Origin of the sequence: Clostridium moniliforme, assembly GCF_017873235.1 — a bacterium.
Lineage (GTDB): Bacteria > Bacillota > Clostridia > Clostridiales > Clostridiaceae > Clostridium > Clostridium moniliforme.
The window spans coordinates 70,985-95,819 of the sequence record NZ_JAGGJZ010000002.1 but is presented as its reverse complement, the minus strand read 5'-3'; the positions used below and the strand labels follow the sequence as shown (position 1 = coordinate 95,819).

The following is a 24,835-nucleotide window of genomic DNA, read 5'->3' as shown; positions in this document are numbered from 1 at the left end:
TATAAATAAGGTAGTGCTTAAATTTTATATAATTATCTTGAACTATATCCCATGCTAATATACTCAAGTGTATTTCAAATTTAAATATTTTAAAACTCTATGCAACATATAATTTTATAAACTCTGGAATTTTATCTTCTTGTTCGTAATTTATATTTATAAATATATTTATCCCAAATCTAGTTGAAAGTGATCTTAATTGATTAAATAAATGTGAAGTTTCATTAAGTGGACATGATACAATTCCAAGTAAACCATCAATATAAATATTTTCTATATCATAATTATTAGCAATAACTCCACAAAGCATTCCATAAAAACTATTACAATCAGTTACATTAAACTCATCTGTTGATATAAATCTTATTTTTCTATTTAATTGCCTAACGTATCTTGAATCATCATCTATATATACTAAATCTCCCTTTGCATATTCTAAATGAGAATTAGCAAGCTCAATTAATCTTTTTGTTTTCCCTGAGCCTCTTCTGTTACAAAATACTCTAATCATTAGGACCACTCCTTATTTTTAGTTATATTACATTATATTCATAACTTTTAATTTAATAATAATTTAAATTAAGTTTTTATTTATTATTAATTAAAGTTTTTAGGTAATATAACTTTAAAGAAGTTCTTAGATTTAGAATTAATAAATTTGACCTTATCTTTTCCTTTAAATGCTCCTTTAATTCTTAAAAGTCCTCTACCATCGTTTAAAAATCTTTTCTTTTTGTCTAAAGTTATTAACTTTTCATATATCCACATATTTCTTTTGCTACAAGAAAGTTTATTAAAATTAATATTTTTATCTATAAAACTTCCTGGACTTGTTATAGTTATGTTTTTATCTGTAATATTAACTTCAATAATTTTATTTACTTCTGTGTATTCTCTATATAAAATAGCATTTTTTATAGCCTCTACAATTGTATTTTTAGGATAGCCTTTAGGCAAAATTTTATTTATCTCTTCTTCTGCCTTATCTACCATAGTTAATAAGCTTCCTTGTATTATTTTTATATTATTTTCTTCGTTATCTGCAATTTTTATCATATTATTTGGAATTGCTAAACTATTCATTTCAGAAAAAACAAGAAGCCCACCATAAGTACACCTATAATCATTAAATTTATTTATATAATTTATTATTCCTGAACTTTCAAGAAGAAAATCTCTATTTGCATCGTTTAACTCTATTCCCTTCTGTTTAAAATACAACTTTAATAAATTATTATCTAACATATTTATACTGCTTCTTATTACACTACTTGTTTCAACAGTTAGTTCCATATTTTCCTCAAAGGCTGCTATAAGTTCACTTCTTCTCATAATATCAGTTGTTGAGCCTCTTCTAGTATAAAATATTCCATGTTCTTTTATTTGGTAAGGTTTTTGATCTCCATCACATATTGTAATTACACCTATTACTTTTCCATCAATATTAATAAAATCCACTATAAGTGGAATTGGTGGATCACATCTTGAAGAAATAATTTGTTGAACTTGCTCTTCTGTAAAAATATCTTTTCTTTTTATTCCCTCTATTTTTTTACTTTTATCTCTAACTCCAACAACTATATAACCTCTTCCTCCACCTGAATTTGCAATTGCACAAACATCCTTTGCAAATTCTTTTTTCCCACTTTCAGTTATTAAATCAAGTTTTAATTTGAAATCTAATTTTTGTCCTTCTTCACGTTTAATTAAGGAGTTTAATTTTTTTCTATCCACAACGTTTCTTCTCCTTTTTGCTAAAATATATAACTATAGTTTATTTATACATTAAATAATATTTAATATTACTATTTTTAAATTATAAAAGGTGATATATAAATGAATTTAATTACAAACTAACCTAAATTCATTTTATAATATATCACCTTTATTATAATAATTATTTATATATTTTAACTAATTTAAATTAAAAGAAACTATTCTTAACCTTTTCACTTCCATCAAGTTCTAAATCTATTTCAATTTTTAAATTAGTCTTAGAAATAGGATTTTTAATAACTAAATTAGGATATTTAATTTCTAATAATCTTTCAACTTGAAGAATATCTATATTTTTACTAGAGAATTTATAAAAAAATGTAGTTAAATAACTTTTTATGTTATCTTCTGCTTCTTCCTTTAACATTTCAATAGCTGCTTTAGAAGAAATAAATCTACCTTGTGCTTCTGCAATAGTAGTCTTTAATTTTATTTTTTTAGTAAGTATAACATTATTACCATCATATTCTATATCCGTTTTAGTTTTATTACTTAATATTTCTAAAGTAATAAATCCAGTATTCATCTGTGGATTTTGTACTTCTAATGTTCCTGTCTTTATATTATCTGTTAAAAAGTTATAGCTAAGTCCATCTTGTATACTTATTCTCTCTACCATAAAATTATTTCTCATAAGAGCTGCCCCTGAAACTTCTATTCTTTCATCTATAATATCTTTTCTAAGTTCTAAACCACTAATTAAAGCATAATTGTTTCCTATTTCTGACTTTACAAGATAGTCATTTATATTAGTAATTGTAAGTCTAGCATTAGCTTTATTTTTTTGAACTAATTCACTTAAGAATATTCCAGTATTTTCTTCGTCTTTTGCACTAATATTAATTAAATTCTCAATATCTCCAAAGTATACAAACATATAAGGTTTAACTTTAAATTCTTGATCATTATTTATTAAGTTTAAATATTTATTAATTCCTTGTCTTGCTGCAGCTTCTGTAAATATTATTGCTCTATTTTGTGAAAAATTAATCTTATAACTTGCAGCTACATTTATATCTCTTATTGCTTCTAAAGCAGTTTTTCCAACGCCCTTATATATTATCCTTTTTCCATTATCAGAGCTTTCATTTGTGTTTCTATATGGCTTTACACAATCTAAATATATAACTACTCTTCCTAAATCATCAATATCAAATATTGTACTTGTTGTAAACGTAACTGTATTAATTTCATTATAATTAAAACAACCAGATAATGTAGAAGCTATTAAAACAAATACTAAAAATAATTTAAATATTTTTTTTCCATTCCTCTTCATACTTTTGTCCCTTTCCAATTATAGTTCTAGATATTCTTTTAAGTTTTCCTCTAAAAAATACATCTTTAAATTTAAATGTATCTAAACTTCCAATAGGAAAAAGATAAGAGTATCCAGTTGATTTCAAATCTGCAAGTCTTGTTAAAAATACAAGAAATCCTATAAATATTGCTGGAAGACCATATAATGAACCTAAAATTACAAATATTATAGACCAAATTGATAACGCTCCATACATTTTGGGAATTAAAAAGTAACTTAATGCACTAAGGGCAACAACTATTATTGTTATTCTTGAAGCTATTCCTGCACCTACTGCTGCATCTCCTAAAATAAGTGCTGCAACAATACTCATAGCTCCTCCAATTGGTTGTGGTAGTCTAAGTCCAGCTTCTTTAATAATTTGAAAAGCGAGCATCATAGTTAAAACCTCAACTACTGTAGGAAGAGGTACTCCTGCCCTAGATACTGCAAGTCTAAATAAAAAAGATGATGGAATTAATCCAAAGTGGTGAGTTATAACTGCAACATACAATCCTGGAACAAAGGCAGCAAAAAAGAAAGCTAACCATCTTAGAAGTCTTGTGAAATTTGAAAATACTTTATTAGTATAATAATCATCAGGCATTTGAAAGTTTTCAATAAAAAAATAGGGTGCTGTTATTACAAATGGTGTCCCATCAACTAAAACAGCCACTCTTCCTTCCATCATTTTTGCTGCAACCTCATCTGGTTTTTCTGTATAACCAATAGTATCAAAAACTGAATTAGATTCCTTAAGCTGACTTTCTATATAATTACTATCTAATATAAATTCCATATCTATATTTTTTACTACATCTTTTACATAATTAATTAAATTTTCAGGTGCAACTCCTTTTATATATGAAATACAAACAACAGTTTGACTTTTATCTCCAACATAAATAGGCTCAAATTTAAGATCTGGATTCTTAACTCTTCTTCTAATAAGAGCGATATTATCGACGAATAGTTCATTAAAACCTTCTCTAGGTCCTTTTATTACTGATTCAGTAAGAGGAATAGATACACTTCTTCTTACAAACCCCTTAACTTCACAGTAGACTATTTCCTCATATCCTTCTACAAATATAACAACATCTCCAGAAACAATATGTAGCATTGCATCATCTATATCATTTTTGTCCTTTACAAAATCAGCAATATTAATTTCTAATACATTAGTAATTAAATCTTCCATGTCATAGCATCTTGTTTTTTTATTTTTTATTGGAGTTACTATATAATCACTAAGAAACTGAGTACTGCAAAGATTATCAATGAAAACTAAGGTAGTTTTACCTAATATTCCATTAATTTCTCTATATTTAATATCAAAACTATCCTTAAATTTTTCTTTAATTATATCTAAATTACTTTTCATACACATCACCTAAAAATATTATTCCTCAATAAATGTTTAATATTCATTATTTTGTTAATACTATATTTGAATATTGTAACTTACAATTTTAGAGGTGATGGAATGAACAAACTATCAAATAAACATTATTTATTTTTTATATTAATAGTATCTTCTATAAGTTTAAGAAGTTATTCTTCCGTCTTTATCAATTTAGGGGGAAGAGATACTTGGATTGCTAGCATAATTGCTGGAATTATATACATAGCTTATGTATATTTCATTATTTATGTATGTAAGCAAACAAATTCCTTTGATATTAAAGAAATTTTTAAAAATACTTACCCAAAAACAATTGGAAATATACTACTATTTATTTTTGCCTTTGCTTTGTTTTTAACTTCAGTTGAAACTGCTGCTGTCCAAAGTGATTCAATACATTCTACTATATTTCTTGAAACACCAATTTGGTATTGTTTATTGTTTTTTATAATACCAGCAGGATATTTAATTACAAGAAGAATTGAAACATTAGTAATTGTTATAATTATTACAGTAATACTAGTTTTTTCATCTATGTTTTTTGTTGAAGTACTTACATTAAAATATCACACATTTCAGTATTTGCTACCTTTTTTTGAATTAGGAGTTAATAGAAGATTTCTTCTTTCAATTTTATTAATACTAGGATCATTGTCATCAACTGCAATAACTTTTCCATTTTTAAAATATATAAGCAAAAAGGATAAAATTTTAAAATATAGTACAATAGGTACAATTATTATTGCTATTATTTCAACTTTAAGTATACTATCTGCTATATCTACTTTTGGGCCAATACGTGCAAGTAATATTTACTATCCTGAATTTTTAAGAGTTCAAAGAATTCAGCTTAATGGATTTATTGAGTTTGGTGATCTATTTTTTATATCCAAAACTGTTAGCGTATGGTTTCTTAAATATGTTTTATGTGCAGTTGCAATACTATATATGTATAAAAATGTTTTTACAAACAAAAAAATATTTGCAATAGGATATTCTTTTTTAGCTTATATATGTTCATATGTTATTTCAAAAAAACATTATTTACTATTTGATTTTTTAAAATATTACGAACTAATAGCTTTAATTTTACTTTGCATACTTCCATTTATAACCTTTCTTATTTATTATTTAAAATATAAGAAAAAATCACAGATAAATTCTAATTTTAAAAATAAAAATAATAGCTAAATAGAATTAAAAACTCCCTCTTTTAAACAATAGCCTTATAAATTGACATTACTTAGGTGTAAACATATAATTTATATTATGACTTAGTTTAAAATTTAAGGAGTGAAGTACTATGGAAAATAGCGAAGCTAAGAAGGTTATCTTTAGTGGAATACAACCATCTGGAGATCTTACACTTGGAAATTATCTTGGAGCTATAAAAAATTGGGTTAAACTTCAAGATGAATATAACTGTTATTTTTGTGTTGTAGATTTACATGCAATAACAGTACCTCAAAAAGCTGCTGATTTAAGAAGAAGAACACTAGAACTTCTTTCAATATATTTAGCTTGTGGAATTGATCCAGAAAAAAATACACTTTTCATTCAATCCCACGTACCTGCTCATTCAGAATGTGCATGGCTTTTAACTTGTAACTCATATATGGGTGAACTTTCAAGAATGACTCAATTTAAGGATAAATCTAAAAAAGCTGGTAATTCAGTAGGTGCAGGTTTATTTACTTATCCTGTACTTATGGCAGCTGATATATTACTATATCAAACAGATTTAGTTCCAGTTGGAAAAGACCAAATGCAGCACTTAGAACTTGCAAGAGATATAGCAATTAGATTTAATAATAATTATAGTCCTACATTTAAAGTACCAGAAGGATATATAGCAAAAACAGGTGCTAAAATAATGAGTTTACAAGAACCAACAAAAAAAATGTCTAAATCAGATGACAATTTAAACTCATTTATATTAATAATGGATCCACCAGATGTTATAAGAAAGAAAATTTCAAGAGCTGTTACAGATAGCATAGGTATAATAAATTATTCTGATGACCAACCAGGAGTTAAAAACTTACTTAATATTTTATCTGCTATAACTAATAAAACTCCAGAAACTCTTGTTAAAGAATATGAAGGTAAAGGCTATGCAGATTTAAAAACTGATGTTGCTGAAGCCATAGTTAATGAATTAGCTCCAATTCAAGATAAAGTTAAAGAACTTTTAAAAGATAAGAAAACATTAGAGACTATTTATAAAGATGGAGAATCTAAAGCATCTTATATAGCAAATAAAACATTAAGAAAAGTTCAAAAGAAAATTGGATTTATACCAAGATAAATATATAAAAAGCCCCTAAAATGTTAGCGGCTTTTTATTTTTAAATGAAAAAAGTACGTATAATAAAATACGTACTTTTTCTAATGCAGGTCCACTTAATAAAATTTATTAAAATCTTAAATCTACATTTTTAACTAAAATAAATGACAAGCAACAAAATGATCTTTTTCAACTTCCTTTAACTCTGGTTTTTCCTCACTACAAATAGGTTTTGCATACTTACATCTACTAGCAAATCTACAACCTGGTTTAGGATTTATAGGACTACTTACTTCACCTTCTAACTCTATTCTTTCCTTCTTCTTTCCACCATTATATTCCGCTACTGGTATTGAAGACATAAGAGCCTTTGTATATGGATGAATTGGATTTTTATATAACTCGTTACTTGGAGCTAGTTCCATTAAATTTCCTAAATACATTACTCCAACTTTATCTGATATATGTCTAACCATAGACAAATCATGAGCAATAAATAAATAAGTTAATCCCATTTTCTTTTGAAGATCTATCAATAAATTTACTACCTGTGCTTGTATTGAAACATCAAGAGCTGAAATAGGCTCATCACAAACAATGAATTCCGGTTCTACTGCAAGTGCCCTAGCTATTCCTATACGTTGTCTTTGACCTCCTGAAAATTCATGAGGAAATCTTGATGCATGTTCTTTATTAAGCCCAACTAAATTTAATAATTCATATATTTTTTCTGTTCTTTCTTTACCTGTGTATAGCTTGTGTATATCTATTCCTTCAGCTATAATATCTCCTACTGTCATACGAGGATCTAATGAAGCATATGGATCTTGGAAAATCATTTGAGATACTCTTGAGTACTCTCTTTTTTCTTTATTACTTAACTTAGTAATATTTTTCCCATTTAAAATTACATCACCACCTGTTGCATCATAAAGTCCTATAACAGTTCTTCCACAGGTTGTTTTTCCGCATCCTGACTCACCAACTAACCCCAATGTTTCACCCTTGTTTATAGTAAAACTAACACCGTCTACTGCTTTTAATGTTTTATCTTTTCCTACATTAAAATATTTTTTTAAATTTTTTACCTCTAAAAGTACTTCCTTGCTCATTGAAACCTAAACTCCTCTCTTTAAAGGTGATTCTATTTTTGGTGCATTCTCATGCATTAACCAACAATTTACCTTATGAGAATCAGTAATAATTGTCTCTTCTGGCATAGCTTCCTTACATATTTCCATAGCATACTCACATCTTGCTGCAAATGGACATCCTACTGGTGGATTTAATAAATCTGGTGGAGTTCCACTTATAGAATATAATTCACCTTTATGCTCTGTATCTAAAGTTGGCATAGATTTTAATAATGCCCATGTATATGGATGTTTAGAATCACAGAATATTTCTTTAACTGTTCCTCTTTCTACTACTATTCCCGCATACATAACCTGTATCTTATCAGAAAATTCTGCAACAACTCCTAAATCATGAGTTATTAATATTACAGAAGTATTGAATTTATTTTTTAATTCATCTATAAGATTCATTATTTGCGCTTGAATTGTTACATCAAGAGCTGTAGTAGGTTCGTCTGCTATTAATATTTTTGGATTACATGCAAGTGCTATTGCAATCATCATTCTTTGTCTCATACCACCTGAAAATTCAAAAGGATATTGATCTATTCTAGCCTCTGCATTTGGAATATTAACCAACTTTAATAATCTAATTGCTTCATCTCTAGCTTCTTTCTTGTTCATTCCCCTGTGTATTTTTAAAACTTCAGTTATTTGTTTACCAATTTTCATTGTTGGGTTTAATGAAGTCATAGGATCTTGGAAGATCATACTTACTTCTCCCCCTCTAAAATTTTGAAGTTCTTTCTTATTTAAAGATAGTACATCTTTTCCATCACATATAATTTTTGAATTCTTACCTATTTCAGCTGGTGGAGTAGGAAGTAATCTCATTATCGATTTAGCTGTTATACTTTTTCCGCATCCAGATTCTCCAACTATAGCTAATGTTTCTCCTTCATCTAGGTCAAAGCTTACTCCTCTAACTGCCTTAACCTCTCCAGCATAAGTATGAAATGATACCGCTAAGTCTTTTACCTCAAGTATTTTTGACATTTCCTTCGCCTCCTACTTATTGTCTTAATTTAGGGTCTAGTGCATCCCTTAAACCATCACCAAATAAATTAAATGCTAACATTGTTAGTGCAATTGCAAGTGATGGGAATATTAGCTGACTTGGGTAAAATTGCATAACCTGTTGTCCAGCTGATGCCATAGCTCCCCAACTTGTTTCAGGAGGTTGAATACCTAATCCTATAAAGCTTAAAAATGCTTCAGCAAATATATAACTTGGTATATCAAAAGTAATATATACTATTATTATTCCAAGTGTATTAGGTAACATATGTTTCATTATTATTCTGAAAGGACTTGCTCCTAGAGTTTTAGCAGCCATAACATATTCTGATTCTTTAAGTTGCATTACTTGTCCACGAACCATTCTAGCTATTCCTGTCCATCCTGTTATAACTAAGGCTAATAAAAGTGGTACTATACCATTTCCAAGTCTTACTGCTATTAATATAACTATTATTAAGTATGGAACACTGTTTAATATTTCAACAATTCTCATCATTACATTATCTATTTTTCCACCAAAATATCCACTTATTCCACCGTAGATAATTCCAACTAGACACTCTACTAATGTACCAACAAAAGCAATTATTAAAGAAACTCTTCCACCAATCCATAGTCTATCAAATAAATCTCTTCCTAGGTTATCAGTTCCAAAAAAATGTTTTGCTGAAGGTCCTTGATTTGCCTCAGCCATATTTTGAATTGCATAACCACCATTAGATATAATAGGTTGGATTATACACATTAATATTAGTATTGCCAAAATCAAAAGTGAAAACAATGCAACTTTATTTTTCTTAAGTCTTCTCCAAGCATCTTGCCAATATGTTAAATTAGGTCTTGTAATTTGCTCAGATTTTGTTTTGTCAATTCCAACAATTTTAAATTTGTCTTTACTTATCTCTGCCATATATACCCCCTACTTTCCCTCTAATTTTATACGTGGATCTATAACACTGTATAAAATATCAACAATTAATATTGAAAGTATATAAAGAGCTGAGAAGAATACTGTTAAGCCCATTATAATGTTATAATCCTTAGCGTATATTGCATCAATTAAAGCATTTCCTATACCTGGTATAGCAAATATTCTTTCAATTACAACTGTACCTGTAATTATTGTAGCAATTTGAGGTCCTAATATTGTAATTATTGGTAATATAGCATTTCTTAAAATATGCTTTACTGAAATTGCAAAAGATGATAAGCCCTTTGCTTTAGCTGTTAATATATAATCTTGACTTATAACTTCTAAAACTGATGCTCTCATATACCTTGCATATGTTGCAATTCCTCCAAAGCTTAAAGCTAATGTAGGTAATATTACATATTTTATTTGTTGAAAAAATGGAGTTGAAGGATCATACCATCCTGCAATAGGTATTCCATTTTTTCCACCAAAAGTTAATTGTATTAGTGTAGCTAAAACAAAACTCGGTATTGATACACCGAGTATTGCTATGAACATAACTACATAGTCTATAGGAGTTTCTCTTTTAAATCCGGCTATAACTCCAAGTAACACTCCAACAATTAAACCAAGAGCAACTGATTGAAGACCTATTCTAACAGAAGGTGGAAAATTATCTTTTAGTTTATCATTTACACTTATTCCTGGTGTTACAAATGAATCTCCTAGCTCTCCCTTTAATAAATTTTTAAGATATATTACATATCTTTCAGTAACTGGTTTATCTAATCCGTATTTAATTTCCATATTTTTTGCAACTTCTGCTGGCAACTTTTTCGCTTGGGATGTTACTGGATTACCTGGCATACTGTTCATCAAAAAGAATGTAGCAGTAGCTATGACAAATAAAGTAACAACCATTAAAGCTAACCTCTTTAAAAGATATTTAACCATATAGTATCGCCCCTTAATATTTTGCTTATTCTTGAATTGATGTCCATCTTAATTGATATGTTCCACCAAATTTAGGAAGTTGTAATCCCTTTACTTTTTTCTTTTGGAATGAGTATATATCCTTGTAGTAAGTAGGTGTTACTGCTGGATTTTCAACAACTTCTATCTTTTCAATTTCCTTGTACATTTCAAGTCTCTTCTTGTTATCTGTTTCAGTATTTAATTTTTGTAATAAATTATTTACTTTAGCATCATTGTACTTACCAGTATTGTTTGTATTTGATTTTCCAAATAAATCCAAGAAGGTCATAGGATCATTGAAGTCTGCTCCCCATCCTGCACTTGCAATTTCAAAATCTCCATTACCTACTTTAGTTAAGAAATCTGAGAAATCTGCTGCTGTAACTAATTCTATTTTAACGCCAAGCTTCTTTTCCCATTGATTTTGCATATATTCACCTTGACTCTTAGCTGTTGCATCACTAGTTTGTAATAAGAACTTAAAAGTATGTTTTGATGGATCTGGATTTAATCCTTCTTCTTTTAATCCTTCAATTAATAACTTCTTAGGATCTTTATTCATAACAGCCTTTAATGGTTCTTCAACCTTATCACGATAATCTACATCCCCAACAACAATTCCTTGTGGAACCAATCCATAAGCTGGAATTGCTCTCTTTAATACATCTTTAGTAAATCCATCTCTATTTGAAGCAATTGATAAAGCTAGTCTTACTTTATCATTATTTAAAGCTTTATTTTTACTCTTTAAGTTATATTGTCCATAGAACACAGATGGTGCTACACCTTTTATTTCATTCCACTTACCATCTTTTGCTCCTTCTTTAAGTTTATTTAAAAATTCTCCTGTACCACTTACTACATCCAATTGGTTATTAGTAAACATTTGGAATGCAGTACTTGGTTCTTTAACTACCATTAAATCTACTTTATTTAGTTTTACATCTTTTTCATTCCAGTAATTTGGATTTTTCTTCAATTCAATTTTTGATCCACGTTGCCAATTTGATACTGTAAATGGTCCACTATAAACAAGTTTTGATGGATCACTACCATATTTATCCCCTTCAGCTTTAACTATATCTTCTCTTTGTGGTGCTAAAGCTGGGAAAGCAACAAGTTGATCAAAATAAGGTACTGGATTTTCTAATTGAACAACTAATGTATTGTTGTCCTTTGCTTTTATTCCAACATCTTCACTCTTTGCTTTTCCATTAAAGTATTTCTTCCCATTTTTTACTTTAAATAAGAAGAATGAGTATGATGCTCCAACTTCAGGATTTAATAATCTTTTCCATGCATATTCATAATCTTTTGCTGTAAGTTCCTTTCCATCACTCCATTTTAATCCTTTTCTTAAATGGAAAGTATACGTCTTACCGTCTTTACTTTTTTCAAATGATTCTGCTGCACCAGGTACAGGTTTATTATCATTATATACAAGTAATGTTTCTTGTGTATTTTGTGCAATACTAAATGAAACTTCATCTGTTCCTTTTACAGAGTCAATTGTTTTTAACGCCCCAGTTGTTAATTTCAATGTCTCTTTATCTCCAGATGATGCTGATTCATTTTTTCCTCCACATCCTACAAATAATGATGCAGTTAATCCAACTACAATCAATGCACTGATAATTTTTTTCATTTTCATTTTTAATGCCCCCTTTTTTTAAGTTATATTTTATCAAATATTTCAGCTAAAAATTATATATTTTTTGAAAATTTTTTATTTTGATGTAATTTTAATAAAAATCAAACTAAAATTTTATCATATTTTTATATGTATTTCACGAAAATACATATGTATTTTAAAAGTTAGTGTATCAACTTTATACTATATTTTAATATTAAAAAAAATATATAATAAGTAAATTTAATACAAAACTTGAAAACAATTTATATTTAAATTAATTTTTCCTAAAATAAAAAAATCATCATAATTCCTTTTATATGCAAGGATTTATAATGATTTGCTTATTTTTATTTTAATATTTTATAATTAATACTAAAATAGTCATATTTATTTTTTAATTATTGTGTATTGATACACTTTTTTGTAATTTTTTCAATATATTATAATCTTAAGAAAATAATTATATATTTTCTTATTAAAATCTTTATATAATGTCTATATTTTAATAAAAATATAGTATTTTATATATTTTTATGAATTTTTATTCATAAAATTAATTTATTATTAACAATTTTTCTAATTATTTTTTATCATTTTTAGTACACTTTTTTATTGATAAAAATACAGTAAAATTTATCAAAAAAAAAAAAAAAAGACTATTTAGGATAAATAAATACTTTTAAATTTATCCTAAATAGTCTATTATTTTTATTTAAGAACTTTTTCCCACTTTTTATTTTCTAAATACTCTAATAATTGAGGTCTTAATTCATCTTTTTTTAATCCAAACTCTATTGTAGCTTGTAAAAATCCAAATTTATCTCCAACATCATATCTTCTTCCCTCAAAGTTATATGCATACATAGCCTCATGAGATATTAAAGTTTTTAAAGCATCAGTAAGTTGAATTTCATTTCCCTTACCTGGCTTAGTATTTTCTAATATTTCAAATATTTGTGGAGTAATTATATATCTTCCAAGTATTGCAACATTAGAAGGGGCTTCTTCCTTCTTTGGTTTTTCAACTAAGTCCTTAACTTTATACACTCTATCTTCTATATGGATTCCATCAACTATACCATATTTTGATACATCTTCTTCTGGTACTGTTTGAACTCCTAAAATTGAAGTTTTATATTCTTCATAACAATCCATAAGTTGTTTTAAACATGGCTTTTCACTATCAACAACATCGTCTCCTAGTAAAACTGCAAATGGTTCATTGCCAACAAAAGTTTTTGCACAATGTATTGCATGACCTAAGCCTCTAGGCTCCTTTTGTCTTATGTAATGGATATCAACCATATCTGAAATATCTCTTACAATTTCTAACAATTCAGTTTTTCCTGACTTTTCAAGTTCAAGTTCAAGTTCAATAGATTTATCAAAATGATCTTCAATACATTTTTTATTTCTTCCTGTTATTATTAATATTTCTTCAATTCCTGATGCTATTGCTTCTTCTATGATAAATTGAATTGTTGGTTTATCAACTATTGGAAGCATCTCTTTTGGTTGTGCCTTTGTTGCAGGTAAGAATCTAGTTCCAAGTCCTGCCGCAGGTATTATTGCCTTTTTTACTTTCATTAATTATCACCTTCAACTTAAAATTTTACTAAATATAACTTTTTATTAAAATTCTACATATAAATTTATTATATCATAAATTATGTTTTTTTTCCTATTTAACACATTAATATTATAAGTGGTATTTTTTTATCAATTTGTTATTAACAGTTTATTAATTTTAATATTTCAAATGGTTTTTTAAGAAAATTTGTTGATTTTTATATATTTCAATGATATTATAGTTGATATATTAATTTTAATTATTAATTTATAAGAAATTGTATATGATATTGATAATATATTTGATTTAATTATAGTTTAATATTTTAACTATATTAATATAAGAAAGGATTGAAATTATGAGTAAAAAAACAAAAGATTTTTTAGTAATAGGCTTTGCTTTATTTGCAATGTTTTTTGGAGCAGGTAATTTAATCTTCCCTCCTTATTTAGGAAATATGGTTGGAAGTCAATATATTTTTGCAATAATTGGTTTTACATTAACAGGAGTTGGAGTTCCTCTACTTGCAATAATAGCTTGCACAAAAGGAGATGGAACTTTTGAAACAATGGCTTCAAAAATCAGTCCAAAATTTGCAGTAATTTTTGCAACACTTTTATTTGTAGCAATTGGACCAATGCTTGGAATTCCTAGAACTGCTGCAACTACTTACGAGTTAACTATTCATCCTATAATACCTGGTATATCACCTCTTGTTTGGATGTTTATATATTTTGGAATAAACTTATTCTTTGTTTTTAGAAAATCAAGTATTATAGATACAATTGGTAAATTTTTAACTCCATGCTTACTTATTTTATTAGCAATAATAATTGTAAAAGGAATTATTTTCCCAATTGGTAATATTACTTCAACAGGTGCTACTTCAGTACTACCTCATTCTTTACTTGAAGGATATCAAACAATGGATGCTCTTGCCGCATTACTTTTTGCAGCTATAGTATCTGGTAATATATTAGCAAAAGGTTATAAAAATAAAGATTTAGTTCCAATGACTATTAAAGCTGGTGTTGTTGCTGCAATTGGACTAGCATTTGTATATGGAGGTTTAACTTTTATAGGAGCTCAAACTATAGCTTTAACTTCAGGAGAAGTTACAAAAACAGGTTTACTTCTATTAATATCTAAAAATATTCTTGGAAGTATTGGAACAATAATAATTGGAATAGCAATGGGACTTGCATGTCTTACTACTTCAATTGGACTAATAACAGCTGGTTCTTCATTCTTTGAAGAAGTATCTAAAGGAAAACTTCCTTATAAAGTTAATGCAGTTATTATTTCAATAATAAGTATAGTAATAGGATGCCTTGGCGTTGATAATATAATAAAAATTTCAGGTCCTATTTTAAATATTTTATATCCTGTTGCAATAACTCTTATAGTAACTACTTTATTAGATAATATAATAACTAATCTTAATGCTGTAAGACTTGGTGTTTATACTTCTCTAATATTTGGAATACTTGGACAAGTACCTGGAATTAATCTAAGCTTTATTCCTCTTGCAAGTTCAGGTTTTGCTTGGTTAATTCCTACTTTAATAGCAATAGTTATAGGTTATATTATTTTTAGAAATAAATGTTTAGCTACATCTGAAATGTAATTAAATTTATTAAGAAAAGACTAAAATACAAAAATATTTTAGTCTTTTTATTTTTTATATAAAATAATACCCTTGTAATTCATAAACTTTACATTATTTATTAATAATGATAGAATTTTCATAAACATATTAGGGTACAAATGCAAATAATAAAGGAGGCTATAATATGGCTATAAAATTAATTTGTATAGATATGGATGGTACATTATTAGATAATAACCACAATATATCAAAGGAGAATAAAGAAGCTTTACTTGAAGCTATAAAAAAAGGAATAGTTGTTGCTATAACAACTGGAAGACTTTTTGCATCTGCAAAATATTATTCTGATTTAATAGGAATTAACGCTCCAATAATCTCATCAAACGGAGCTTATATAAAAGAAAAAAATTCTTCTAAGGTTATATATGAAAGTACTTTTTCATTGGAAGAATGTTTAGAAATATATAACATAACAAAAGAATATAAATTTGATTCATATTTTAATACATATAATACAACTATTTCTTCAAGTGAAATAGAAAAAAATCATGCTTATTCAATTACAAATGAATTAGTTAGTGAAAAAGATAAAATTATATTTAGAATAACTGATGACTTAACAGATGTTTTAAAGGAATATAAAAATGATATATTAAAATTTATTGCAGTTGATCGTTCTGAAAAATATAGAAATGAAATAATTGAAGCTAAAAATAAATTTATAAATCTTAATAAATATGAAGTTGTAAGTTCTGGATTAAATAACTTTGAAATTATGAAAAAAGGAACTTCAAAAGGTACCGCTGTAAGTAAACTTGCAGAAATTTTAGGAATTTCAAAAGATGAAGTTATGTGTATTGGAGATAGTGAAAATGATTTATCTATGATCCAATATGCTGGTGTTAGCGTTGCTATGGGTAACGGTATGGACTTACTAAAAAAAGAAGCAAAATATATAACTGATACTAATGTAAATTCTGGAGTAGCTAAAGCAATAAAGAAATTTGCACTTTAGTTTTATAAAATTATATTTAACTATAAAAAACTACATATTAAAAATTTTAAAAGTCTAATACAAATAAATATTATTTTGTATTGGGCTTTTTTTATTATTACTAAATCATTTTCTTATGTATTTTATTTACATTTAAAACTTTAAATGGTATACTAAATTTGTATTTGTCAATTTTATACAATATATATTTGATAACAATATTTATTGAAAAATGAGAAGTATTATAAACTAAGTAAATATAATCTTTGTATGAGCTTGGTAATTTTAAATATAAAGTTACTAAGCATATTTTTTAAGATTAAATAGAACATACGTTCTATTTTCTTTCTAGTAAATTCCAATATATGCATATATATTAAATATAACTTATTTATTTTAGTATCATTTTAATAAAAGGGGGGACATAATATGTGTGACGTAAATTTAATAAAATTAGCTAAAGAAAATAATCTTGAAGCAAAGGAAAAATTAATTAATAAATATTCTCCTATTATAAAAAAGCAAATAAAAAAATATTCTTTTATAGATTGTTATGATAATGAAGATCTTATGCAATATGGTATTATGTCTATACTTAAGGCTATTAATACATTTGATATTGAAAAAAGCCCTTCCTTTTCAGCCTACGTAAAATTTGCAATTTACAATAACTTTGCTTATCTTTGTAGACAAAATAATATTAATAATAAAGCTTCAAGCTTAAATCTACAAACTGAAGAAGGTTCTGAAATTATAGATTTAATTGAAGATAAATTAACTGTTGAAGATATATTTATAAACAACTATGAAAACGATAGAATTTATAAGGCATTAAATATATTAAATTATGAAGAAAAAAGACTATTTAAATTTTTAATGTATAGCGGAATTAAATGTCCCTTAAAAAGATATTCTGAAATTTATAAAATAAAATATTCAACTTGTTTATATAAAAAAAGTAAATTAGCAAAAAAGCTAAAAAAAATTTTATTAACGATTTAAATATTAAAAAGGCATTGGAAGATATATAATTCTATCCATGCCTTTTATTTTAATATAATTTAATATCTATTTTATTATATTAAAATACACCTAATATTTTCTTTCTAACATTTATCCTTTTACCTAAAAACTCAACTAAATCACCATTAATTAAATTTCTAAAACTTTCTTCTATAACTTCACTACAACCTTCATATTTATCTATTACTTTTCTTATTTTGTCTTCAGTAACTCTATTTTTATTTATAAAATTATATATTCTATTTTTTAGAATAATTTTAGAAACCTTTCTAACCTTACTTCCATAATATCCTTCTAAACTTTTAGCATCTAATATAAATAAACAATTAGCATCAATAAAATCATTTATATTATTTACATCATTTAATATATTCTTTAGTTTTTCTGGATAAAGAATAATTGGTATATATCCATCTAATTGAATGTCATATATCTTCTTAAAGATACTAGGCAAATAATCTTCCTCTAAATCCAATAGCTTGTACATATCTAAGTTTATATTTTTATCATTAAATTGAATATTATCAGGATTATAGATACTTTTTATATCTATATCTTTAAATTTTATTGTTCTTTTCATTGCAAATCCTCCTACAAATATCCCTAGTATACAATTAGTTAGTATTTATTGATAATTTTATTTATAAAATTTCTATTTATTTTATAAATAAAAAGGGATAATTAAATCTTATCCCTTTTTTATTATTTAATTTTTTGTTTTTTCTTTTCCTTGTATTTCTGGAACTTCTGGTAAATCATTTTTCTTTGGACTTTTAAATCTTTTACTATTCCATGAAGATTGCTGATCTTTTTTAGCCAATAAAATCTCCTCCTAACAAAATACTCTTAATAAGTTTTTGTATTTAAGGACTTTTTTATTCTAATAATATTTTACTCCTATAAAACCTTATTTAAAATTACAAAAAAATTAATTTTATTTTTAAATTTAAATACTATTAATTTTTATTGTGGCAGTACTGTAAATCTTAATATAAATAATAAAGCTAATATATATACTATTGGATGTACTTCTTTATACTTTCCTGTAACTATCTTTACTATTGGATAAAATATTATTCCTGCTGCTATTCCATTTGCTATACTGTAACTAAAGGGCATAATTGCTATTGTAAAAAATGCTGGAAGTGCCTCTGTAAAGTCACTAAAATCTATTTTTGTTATTCCACCAATCATAAGAACTCCAACTATTACAAGTGCTGGTGCTGTAGCTTCTGCTGGAACTACTCCAACAAGTCCACCAAAGAATAAAGCTAAAATAAATAAAATTCCTGTTGTTAAAGAAGTAAGTCCTGTTCTTCCTCCTTCTGAAACTCCTGCTGTAGATTCTACATAAGTTACTACAGTACTTGTTCCAAGTGCTGAACCTACTGTTGTTGCAACAGCATCTGATAATAATGCTTTATGCATATTTTTAACTCTTCCATTTTTATCTACCATCTTTGCTTTTTGAGCTGTTCCTACTAATGTGCCTATTGTATCAAATAAATCAACTAAGCTAAAAGTAATAACTACCATAAATAAACTTGAAAACGCTCCAACTATTCCAGCCTTTCCAAGACCTAATAATCCTTTAAAATCAAAAGCAAATAAAGTTGGTGCAAGTGATGGTGGTGCACTTATAACATGTATTCCTGTTAAGTTAGTTACTCCAAGTGGAATACCAATTATTGTTGTAACAACTATTCCTATAAGTATTGAACCCTTAACTCCTCTAGCCATCATTATAGCTGTTATAACAATTCCTATAAGAGTTAGGATTGTATGTGGATTTGTAAAGTCCCCAAAACTAACTAATGTAGCTGGATTTGATACAATTATTCCACCACTTTTAAATCCTATAAGAGCAATAAAAAGACCTATTCCACCTGATATTGCAAGTTTTAAATTACTAGGAAGAGCATCAACAATTTTTTCTCTTATAGATGTTAATGTAATTATTATAAATAATAATCCTGAAATAAATACTGCTGCTAAAGCTTGTTGCCATGTATATCCTAAAGTTAAACATACACTATATGTAAAGAAAGCATTTAATCCCATTCCTGGTGCTTGAGCAAATGGTAAATTTGCATAAAGAGCCATTATAAATGTTCCTATAGCTGCTGCTATACAAGTGGCTCCAAAAACTGAAGCTATAACTGGGTCATTAATTGCTGAAAGCCCTGAATGAATTGCAGCCTCTCCCATTAAACCTTTTGAATTCATTCCAGCTTGCATAAGAATTGATGGATTAACAAATATTATATAAGCCATTGTTATAAAAGTTGTTATTCCTGCTATAATTTCTGTTTTTACTGTTGTTTTATTTTCTGTAAGTTTAAAAAATGAATCTAAAAATGATTTTTCTTTTTTATTTTCCTCTTTCTTCATATGTTATTTCCTCTCCTTTAGGTTAAATAATTTAATTGTCTAAAAAATAAAAAGATTCTATTTTGGATTTATGAGTAAATCCAAAATAGAATCTTTTAAATTGCAACTTTAGGATTCACCCATAGTCAGAGATTTATGGTGCTCTGGTAGATACTCCTAAACCTTATTTTTAGGATTATACGGATGAACTATTCTTTTTACAGTTGAATGTTATCACTATACACGAATATTGTCAATTTATTTTTATTTAATTTTAGTATATTTATAAATTTTTAATAATATTTACTTTATTTTTTATATTTATTATATAAATAACTTTTTTATAATTTCTATAATTCTTATCATATCTTCATCAGTATTTTTTGTATCTGATGGTAAACATACTCCCCTATTAAAAACATCCTCTGCTATAGATTTCTTACCCTTTGTAAAAAACTTATACTTATTATATAAAGGTTGCATGTGCATTGGTTTCCATATTGGTCTTGCCTCTATATTTTCCCTTTCAAGAGCTAAAATTATATCTATTGGTTTAACCTTTGATTCTCTAGATAAAGTTATACAACTTAGCCAATAATTCGGATTTCCATAATCCTTTATAGGCATCATTTTAATATCAGAAATATCTTTAAATCCTTCTTTATAAGTTTCAAAAATTTCTTTTTTCTTTTTAATTCTTTCATTTAAAACTTTAAGTTGTCCTCTCCCAATTCCTGCAACAATATTACTCATTCTATAATTAAAACCTAACTCCCTATGCTCATAATGCCTTTCCTTTTCCCTAGCCTGTGTACTCCAAAATTTAATTTTTTCAATTTTTTCTTTATTATTAGAAACAATCATTCCTCCACCAGATGTTGTTATTATTTTATTTCCATTAAAAGAAAACACACCAAAATCCCCTAAAGTACCTGTTTGTATACCTTTATAAGTCGCTCCTAAACTTTCTGCTGCATCCTCTATTATTTTGCAATTATATTTATTGCATAACTCAAGTATCTTCTCCATATTAGCTGATTGTCCATAAAGATGAACTACAATTACAGCTTTAGGAAGTTTTCCTTCCCTTTCACATTCTAAAAAAGCTTTTTCAAGGGCATAAGGACACATATTCCAAGATTCTTTTTCAGAATCTATAAATATTGGTTCTCCTCCTTCATATATAATAGGATTACAACTTGCAGAAAAAGTAAGGGTAGAACATAAAATTCTATCTCCTCTTTTTATTCCAATAGCTTTAAGTGCCATATGAATAGCAGCTGTTCCAGAAATTAAGGCAGCTCCACACTTTATTCCTAAATATTTTGAAACCTCTTCTTCAAAATTATTTACATTAGGTCCAAGTGGTGCAATCCAATTAGAATTAAAAGCCTCTTTAATAAATTTTTCTTCGTCTCCCCCCATATGTGGTGATGAAAGAAATATTTTCTTATATCCCATATGCCCTCCTCCATAAATATATAAACTACATTATTTTTGATAAAACTCTATCTGTATCTTTAGGTATTTCCACATATGTTGGTACTATTTCTTTCATCTTCATCCTTAAAGCTCTATTATCTTCATTTAAAGTAATAGTTAGTAAATCTTCTATATTCTTCTTTATATCATTAATATTAAATTTTGAAGGTTTTCCTATAAATATACTTTTATTTTTTGTAGCTTTTAACCCTTCCTCCTTCATAAGAAGTTCCTCATATAATTTTTCTCCAGGTCTTAATCCAATCTCTTCTATATAAATATCTTTATTAGGTTCAAATCCAGAAAGTTTAATAAGTTTTTTTGCTAAATCATATATTTTAACTGGACTTCCCATATCAAGAACAAATATTTCTCCACCTTTTGCATAAGCTCCAGCTTGAAGTACAAGTTGTGCAGCCTCAGGAATTAACATAAAATATCTTGTTATATCCTTATGAGTTATAGTAACAGGGCCTCCAGATTTTATCTGCTCTTTAAAAAGTGGAATAACTGATCCATTACTACCAAGAACATTTCCAAATCTAACAGCAACAAATTCTGTTTTACTTGAATTATTCATACCTTGAACTATCATTTCACAAAGTCTTTTAGTTGCTCCCATTATATTAGTTGGATTTACTGCTTTATCTGTAGATATAAGTACAAATCTACTTACTCCATATTTACTAGAAACTTCACAAGTATTTAATGTACCAATAACATTATTTTTTATAGCTTCTTCTGGATTTCCTTCCATTAAAGGAACATGTTTATGTGCTGCTGCATGAAATACTACATCAGGTTTATATTTCTTAAATATCTTTTCCATCCTAATTTTATCTCTTACTGAAGCTATAATTATTTCTTTATTTAATTCTTTAAAATTTCTAGTTAGTTCATTTTGCAAATTATATACATTATTTTCATATATATCTAAAATAATAAGTGATTTAGGTGAAAACTTAGCTATCTGCCTGCAAAGTTCTGAACCAATAGATCCACCTCCTCCTGTAACTAAAACTATTTTATCTTTTATATACTTTTCCACTCCACTTTTATCTAAAGTTATTTCTTCTCTACCAAGTAAATCTTTAAAATCTACATCTCTCATTTTGTTAATATTAACTTGTCCTTGAATATTTTCATAAATTCCAGGTAATATTTTAACCTTTGCCTTTGTTTCACTACATATTTCTATAATTTCTTTTTTATCTTTAGCTGATATTTTAAAAATAGCAATTAAGATAACTTCTATATTTTCTTTATCTACAATACTTTTTATATCATTTCTATTTCCAATTACTTTTATTCCCCTTAAGATTTTTCCGAGCTTTTTTTTATCATCATCTATAATTGCTACAGGCAACATATTTCTTTCTTCATTATTAAATATCTCTTCTATAACCATCTGCCCACAATATCCAGCACCTATAATTAATGTTTTTTTCTTATTTTTATAGTTTTTTATTTTTTTATATAAAGATAATCTAGTAATTATTCTATAAGATAATCTAGTTCCCATAATTAAAATAAATATTAAAATCGAGCTAATTATTATTACTGAATTAGGCATACCTTTATAAAATACTAAATTATAAATTAAGTTTAAACTTCCGCCAATTAAACAAGCAGTACCCCCTTTAATAAATTCATCAATTCCAGCACTACTCCATATGCTTTTATACATATTTAAAAAATATAATGGTATAAAATATAATAAGAACAATATTAAAATGACTTTTAGGTATTTGTCTAAATATATATTAGGTATATTCAAATCAAATCTTAAATGAAAGCTAAAAAAATATGCTAAGTTTATCGATATAAAATCTACAAAAAATAAAATTGGTAATTTAAATTTATTTAATAAACTCATATCTATTCTCCATAATAATCATAATAACTTTCTCTGCTTTTATCTCTTCCATTCAAAACAGCACCTAAAATTTTTGCATTAACTTTATTTAATGTGGATTTTGCTAAATTTAATGTTTCTATTTTTGTTTTTCCTGACCTAACAACTATTAATGTACCATCAACTTTAGTAGATATAATTTGAGCATCTGTAACTGCAAGTATTGGAGGACTATCTATTATAATTAAGTCATATATTTCTGAAAGTTTTTCTAAAAGCATGTCCATAGTCATTGATCCAATCATTTCTGATGGATTTGGAGGTATCTTTCCTGAAGGAAGAATATCTAGATATTCAGAATATTTTATAATAGCATTTTCCAAATTTCCCATATTCATAATTACATCAGAAAGGCCTATAGTATTTGATATGTTAAATTTTTTATATATACTAGGTTTTCTTAAGTCACAATCTATTATTAATGTTTTCTTTTTGTCTTCTGCAAAAACTAAAGCAAGATTTCCAACTGTAATTGATTTTCCTTCTCCAGGTTCTGAACTGGTTACTAGTATTTTCTTAATTTTATTATCAAAAGAAGAATATTTAATATTACTTCTTAATGCTCTATAATCTTCAGCTACTTGCAAATTTAAATTTTTATCTAATATAATCATTATTTATTCCCTCTCTTTTTATTTTTTGTTTTACTTACACAATTTTTTAAGTTTGGTATATCTCCTAATATTGCAATACCTATAATATCTTCCTTTGTTTTTATAGTATTGTCCATAAAGTCTAATATAAGTACTAATCCAATACTAATCATTATTCCTAAAATAAATGCTATGGATATATTCATTATCTTGTTAGGGCTTACTTGGTTAGTTGGTATTTTTGCCTTTTGTATAACTTGAATATTTCCCATAGGAATTAACTTTTTTGATTGTTCAGTAAATTTATCAACTAATCCATTTGCAAATTTAAATGCTGTATATTTGTCCTCATCTATATATGATACTTCAATTATTTGAGTATCCTCTCTTGGAATAACCTTTAAATTTTTATATACATTTTTATCTTCTACATATATTTTTTCTGAATTTAATGCCTCATTAATTAAATCTTCTGATTTCATAATTTCTGCATATGTAGTTAAAAGTCTTTTGTACATTTCTACATCACTACTATTATATTCTTCACTTAAGCTTCCTTCTTTTCCAATAAACAGTTTAGTTTTTACTTCATATTTAGGTGTTATTACAAAAAAACTAATTAATGCTGTAACTACTGTAATTAATGCTGTAATTCCAATAATTAATTTTATTTTTTTCTTCAAGATAGAAATAATTTTTCTTATATTTATATTTTCTTCACTCACTATAATTCTTTCTCCCCCCCTTTTAATTAAATTATTCTATATGGATATATAATATTTATTCAAACTTTAATTGATTAATTACTTTTAATTTTATTTAAATAAATTTTCA

At 26.4% G+C, this 24,835-nt stretch carries 21 protein-coding genes and 1 riboswitch; of the genes, 5 read left to right on the top strand and 16 right to left on the bottom strand.

The genetic code is table 11. From position 1 onward, the window contains the following. Nucleotides 1–97 precede the first annotated feature (97 nt). The 4 genes from J2Z53_RS03795 to J2Z53_RS03780 form a co-directional block, all read right to left on the bottom strand. Nucleotides 98–511, bottom strand: a complete 414-nt coding sequence (locus J2Z53_RS03795) for a hypothetical protein (RefSeq protein ID WP_209795910.1) — start codon at nt 509–511, stop codon at nt 98–100. An 86-nt stretch (nt 512–597) separates the two neighbouring features. Beyond that, complete coding sequence (locus J2Z53_RS03790) at nt 598–1,734, bottom strand: AlbA family DNA-binding domain-containing protein (protein WP_209795909.1); 1,137 nt, start codon at nt 1,732–1,734, stop codon at nt 598–600. Nucleotides 1,735–1,924: 190 nt separating this feature from the next. Next, the gene (locus J2Z53_RS03785; protein WP_209795908.1) at nt 1,925–3,055 is read right to left on the bottom strand and encodes a Ger(x)C family spore germination protein; all 1,131 of its coding nucleotides are present in this window, start codon (nt 3,053–3,055) and stop codon (nt 1,925–1,927) included. Further along, a complete protein-coding gene (locus J2Z53_RS03780) occupies nt 3,027–4,460 on the bottom strand; it encodes a spore germination protein (RefSeq protein ID WP_209795907.1) in 1,434 nt (477 codons plus the stop codon). Before J2Z53_RS03780 ends, J2Z53_RS03785 begins: the two co-directional genes overlap by 29 nt. 102 nt (nt 4,461–4,562) lie before the next feature. On the opposite strand from J2Z53_RS03780, the gene J2Z53_RS03775 reads away from it, so the two are divergent. Both J2Z53_RS03775 and trpS read left to right on the top strand, forming a co-directional pair. Continuing rightward, nucleotides 4,563–5,672, top strand: coding sequence for an endospore germination permease (locus J2Z53_RS03775; RefSeq protein ID WP_209795906.1), 1,110 nt, complete (start codon nt 4,563–4,565; stop codon nt 5,670–5,672). A gap of 112 nt (nt 5,673–5,784) precedes the next feature. After that, a complete protein-coding gene (gene trpS, locus J2Z53_RS03770; protein WP_209795905.1) occupies nt 5,785–6,789 on the top strand; it encodes a tryptophan--tRNA ligase in 1,005 nt (334 codons plus the stop codon). A 134-nt stretch (nt 6,790–6,923) separates the two neighbouring features. On the opposite strand, the gene J2Z53_RS03765 is transcribed toward trpS, so the two are convergent. The 6 genes from J2Z53_RS03765 to galU form a co-directional block, all read right to left on the bottom strand. Then, entirely contained in the window at nt 6,924–7,880 is a 957-nt protein-coding gene (locus J2Z53_RS03765) for an ABC transporter ATP-binding protein (protein WP_209795904.1), read from the bottom strand. A 6-nt stretch (nt 7,881–7,886) separates the two neighbouring features. Next, nucleotides 7,887–8,900, bottom strand: coding sequence for an ABC transporter ATP-binding protein (locus J2Z53_RS03760; RefSeq protein WP_209795903.1), 1,014 nt, complete (start codon nt 8,898–8,900; stop codon nt 7,887–7,889). Between the two features lie 16 nt (nt 8,901–8,916). Further along, on the bottom strand, nt 8,917–9,834 hold the full coding sequence (locus J2Z53_RS03755) for an ABC transporter permease (protein WP_209795902.1): 918 nt from the start codon (nt 9,832–9,834) through the stop codon (nt 8,917–8,919). A 9-nt stretch (nt 9,835–9,843) separates the two neighbouring features. Next, nucleotides 9,844–10,791 (bottom strand): ABC transporter permease, encoded by a 948-nt coding sequence (locus tag J2Z53_RS03750; protein ID WP_209795901.1) that lies wholly within the window; start codon nt 10,789–10,791, stop codon nt 9,844–9,846. A gap of 25 nt (nt 10,792–10,816) precedes the next feature. Continuing rightward, nucleotides 10,817–12,463, bottom strand: coding sequence for a peptide ABC transporter substrate-binding protein (locus tag J2Z53_RS03745; protein ID WP_209795900.1), 1,647 nt, complete (start codon nt 12,461–12,463; stop codon nt 10,817–10,819). Nucleotides 12,464–13,153: 690 nt separating this feature from the next. Next, complete coding sequence (gene galU, locus J2Z53_RS03740; protein WP_209795899.1) at nt 13,154–14,032, bottom strand: UTP--glucose-1-phosphate uridylyltransferase GalU; 879 nt, start codon at nt 14,030–14,032, stop codon at nt 13,154–13,156. A 341-nt stretch (nt 14,033–14,373) separates the two neighbouring features. Here galU and brnQ point away from each other — a divergent pair, with 341 nt between their 5' ends. The 3 genes from brnQ (at nt 14,374) to J2Z53_RS03725 (ending at nt 17,620) form a co-directional block, all read left to right on the top strand. Beyond that, on the top strand, nt 14,374–15,642 hold the full coding sequence (brnQ, locus tag J2Z53_RS03735; RefSeq protein WP_209795898.1) for a branched-chain amino acid transport system II carrier protein: 1,269 nt from the start codon (nt 14,374–14,376) through the stop codon (nt 15,640–15,642). 166 nt (nt 15,643–15,808) lie between these two features. Further along, entirely contained in the window at nt 15,809–16,639 is an 831-nt protein-coding gene (locus J2Z53_RS03730) for a Cof-type HAD-IIB family hydrolase (protein ID WP_209795897.1), read from the top strand. A 408-nt stretch (nt 16,640–17,047) separates the two neighbouring features. Further along, the gene (locus J2Z53_RS03725) at nt 17,048–17,620 is read left to right on the top strand and encodes a sigma-70 family RNA polymerase sigma factor (RefSeq protein WP_209795896.1); all 573 of its coding nucleotides are present in this window, start codon (nt 17,048–17,050) and stop codon (nt 17,618–17,620) included. Nucleotides 17,621–17,699: 79 nt separating this feature from the next. Here the strand turns inward: J2Z53_RS03725 and J2Z53_RS03720 are convergent, their stop codons facing one another. From J2Z53_RS03720 to J2Z53_RS03695, 6 genes are all read right to left on the bottom strand, one after another. Then, nucleotides 17,700–18,221 carry a CpsB/CapC family capsule biosynthesis tyrosine phosphatase gene (locus tag J2Z53_RS03720; protein ID WP_209795895.1) on the bottom strand — a complete coding sequence of 174 codons (522 nt, stop codon included), beginning with the start codon at nt 18,219–18,221 and terminating at the stop codon, nt 17,700–17,702. 383 nt (nt 18,222–18,604) lie between these two features. Further along, nucleotides 18,605–20,032: an NCS2 family permease gene (locus J2Z53_RS03715; RefSeq protein ID WP_209795894.1), complete on the bottom strand. Its 1,428-nt coding sequence runs from the start codon at nt 20,030–20,032 to the stop codon at nt 18,605–18,607. Nucleotides 20,033–20,134: 102 nt separating this feature from the next. Next, nucleotides 20,135–20,235: riboswitch (purine riboswitch) on the bottom strand. Between the two features lie 100 nt (nt 20,236–20,335). Continuing rightward, nucleotides 20,336–21,472 (bottom strand): DegT/DnrJ/EryC1/StrS family aminotransferase, encoded by a 1,137-nt coding sequence (locus J2Z53_RS03710; RefSeq protein WP_209795893.1) that lies wholly within the window; start codon nt 21,470–21,472, stop codon nt 20,336–20,338. 25 nt (nt 21,473–21,497) lie between these two features. Then, nucleotides 21,498–23,369 carry a polysaccharide biosynthesis protein gene (locus J2Z53_RS03705; RefSeq protein WP_209795892.1) on the bottom strand — a complete coding sequence of 624 codons (1,872 nt, stop codon included), beginning with the start codon at nt 23,367–23,369 and terminating at the stop codon, nt 21,498–21,500. Nucleotides 23,370–23,371: 2 nt separating this feature from the next. Next, complete coding sequence (locus J2Z53_RS03700; RefSeq protein ID WP_209795891.1) at nt 23,372–24,022, bottom strand: CpsD/CapB family tyrosine-protein kinase; 651 nt, start codon at nt 24,020–24,022, stop codon at nt 23,372–23,374. Beyond that, nucleotides 24,022–24,726 (bottom strand): YveK family protein, encoded by a 705-nt coding sequence (locus J2Z53_RS03695; protein ID WP_209795890.1) that lies wholly within the window; start codon nt 24,724–24,726, stop codon nt 24,022–24,024. Before J2Z53_RS03695 ends, J2Z53_RS03700 begins: the two co-directional genes overlap by 1 nt. Nucleotides 24,727–24,835 lie beyond the last annotated feature (109 nt).

What these genes read in the sequence shown, in the direction of transcription:
- J2Z53_RS03795 (WP_209795910.1), bottom strand. Translation starts at nt 511, where the DNA reads ATGATTAGAGTATTTTGTAACAGAAGAGGCTCAGGGAAAACAAAAAGA.
- J2Z53_RS03785 (WP_209795908.1), bottom strand. Translation starts at nt 3,055, where the DNA reads ATGAAGAGGAATGGAAAAAAAATATTTAAATTATTTTTAGTATTTGTT.
- J2Z53_RS03780 (WP_209795907.1), bottom strand. Translation starts at nt 4,460, where the DNA reads ATGAAAAGTAATTTAGATATAATTAAAGAAAAATTTAAGGATAGTTTT.
- J2Z53_RS03775 (WP_209795906.1), top strand. Translation starts at nt 4,563, where the DNA reads ATGAACAAACTATCAAATAAACATTATTTATTTTTTATATTAATAGTA.
- trpS (WP_209795905.1), top strand. Translation starts at nt 5,785, where the DNA reads ATGGAAAATAGCGAAGCTAAGAAGGTTATCTTTAGTGGAATACAACCA.
- J2Z53_RS03765 (WP_209795904.1), bottom strand. Translation starts at nt 7,880, where the DNA reads ATGAGCAAGGAAGTACTTTTAGAGGTAAAAAATTTAAAAAAATATTTT.
- J2Z53_RS03760 (WP_209795903.1), bottom strand. Translation starts at nt 8,900, where the DNA reads ATGTCAAAAATACTTGAGGTAAAAGACTTAGCGGTATCATTTCATACT.
- J2Z53_RS03755 (WP_209795902.1), bottom strand. Translation starts at nt 9,834, where the DNA reads ATGGCAGAGATAAGTAAAGACAAATTTAAAATTGTTGGAATTGACAAA.
- J2Z53_RS03750 (WP_209795901.1), bottom strand. Translation starts at nt 10,791, where the DNA reads ATGGTTAAATATCTTTTAAAGAGGTTAGCTTTAATGGTTGTTACTTTA.
- J2Z53_RS03745 (WP_209795900.1), bottom strand. Translation starts at nt 12,463, where the DNA reads ATGAAAATGAAAAAAATTATCAGTGCATTGATTGTAGTTGGATTAACT.
- galU (WP_209795899.1), bottom strand. Translation starts at nt 14,032, where the DNA reads ATGAAAGTAAAAAAGGCAATAATACCTGCGGCAGGACTTGGAACTAGA.
- brnQ (WP_209795898.1), top strand. Translation starts at nt 14,374, where the DNA reads ATGAGTAAAAAAACAAAAGATTTTTTAGTAATAGGCTTTGCTTTATTT.
- J2Z53_RS03730 (WP_209795897.1), top strand. Translation starts at nt 15,809, where the DNA reads ATGGCTATAAAATTAATTTGTATAGATATGGATGGTACATTATTAGAT.
- J2Z53_RS03725 (WP_209795896.1), top strand. Translation starts at nt 17,048, where the DNA reads ATGTGTGACGTAAATTTAATAAAATTAGCTAAAGAAAATAATCTTGAA.
- J2Z53_RS03720 (WP_209795895.1), bottom strand. Translation starts at nt 18,221, where the DNA reads ATGAAAAGAACAATAAAATTTAAAGATATAGATATAAAAAGTATCTAT.
- J2Z53_RS03715 (WP_209795894.1), bottom strand. Translation starts at nt 20,032, where the DNA reads ATGAAGAAAGAGGAAAATAAAAAAGAAAAATCATTTTTAGATTCATTT.
- J2Z53_RS03710 (WP_209795893.1), bottom strand. Translation starts at nt 21,472, where the DNA reads ATGGGATATAAGAAAATATTTCTTTCATCACCACATATGGGGGGAGAC.
- J2Z53_RS03705 (WP_209795892.1), bottom strand. Translation starts at nt 23,369, where the DNA reads ATGAGTTTATTAAATAAATTTAAATTACCAATTTTATTTTTTGTAGAT.
- J2Z53_RS03700 (WP_209795891.1), bottom strand. Translation starts at nt 24,022, where the DNA reads ATGATTATATTAGATAAAAATTTAAATTTGCAAGTAGCTGAAGATTAT.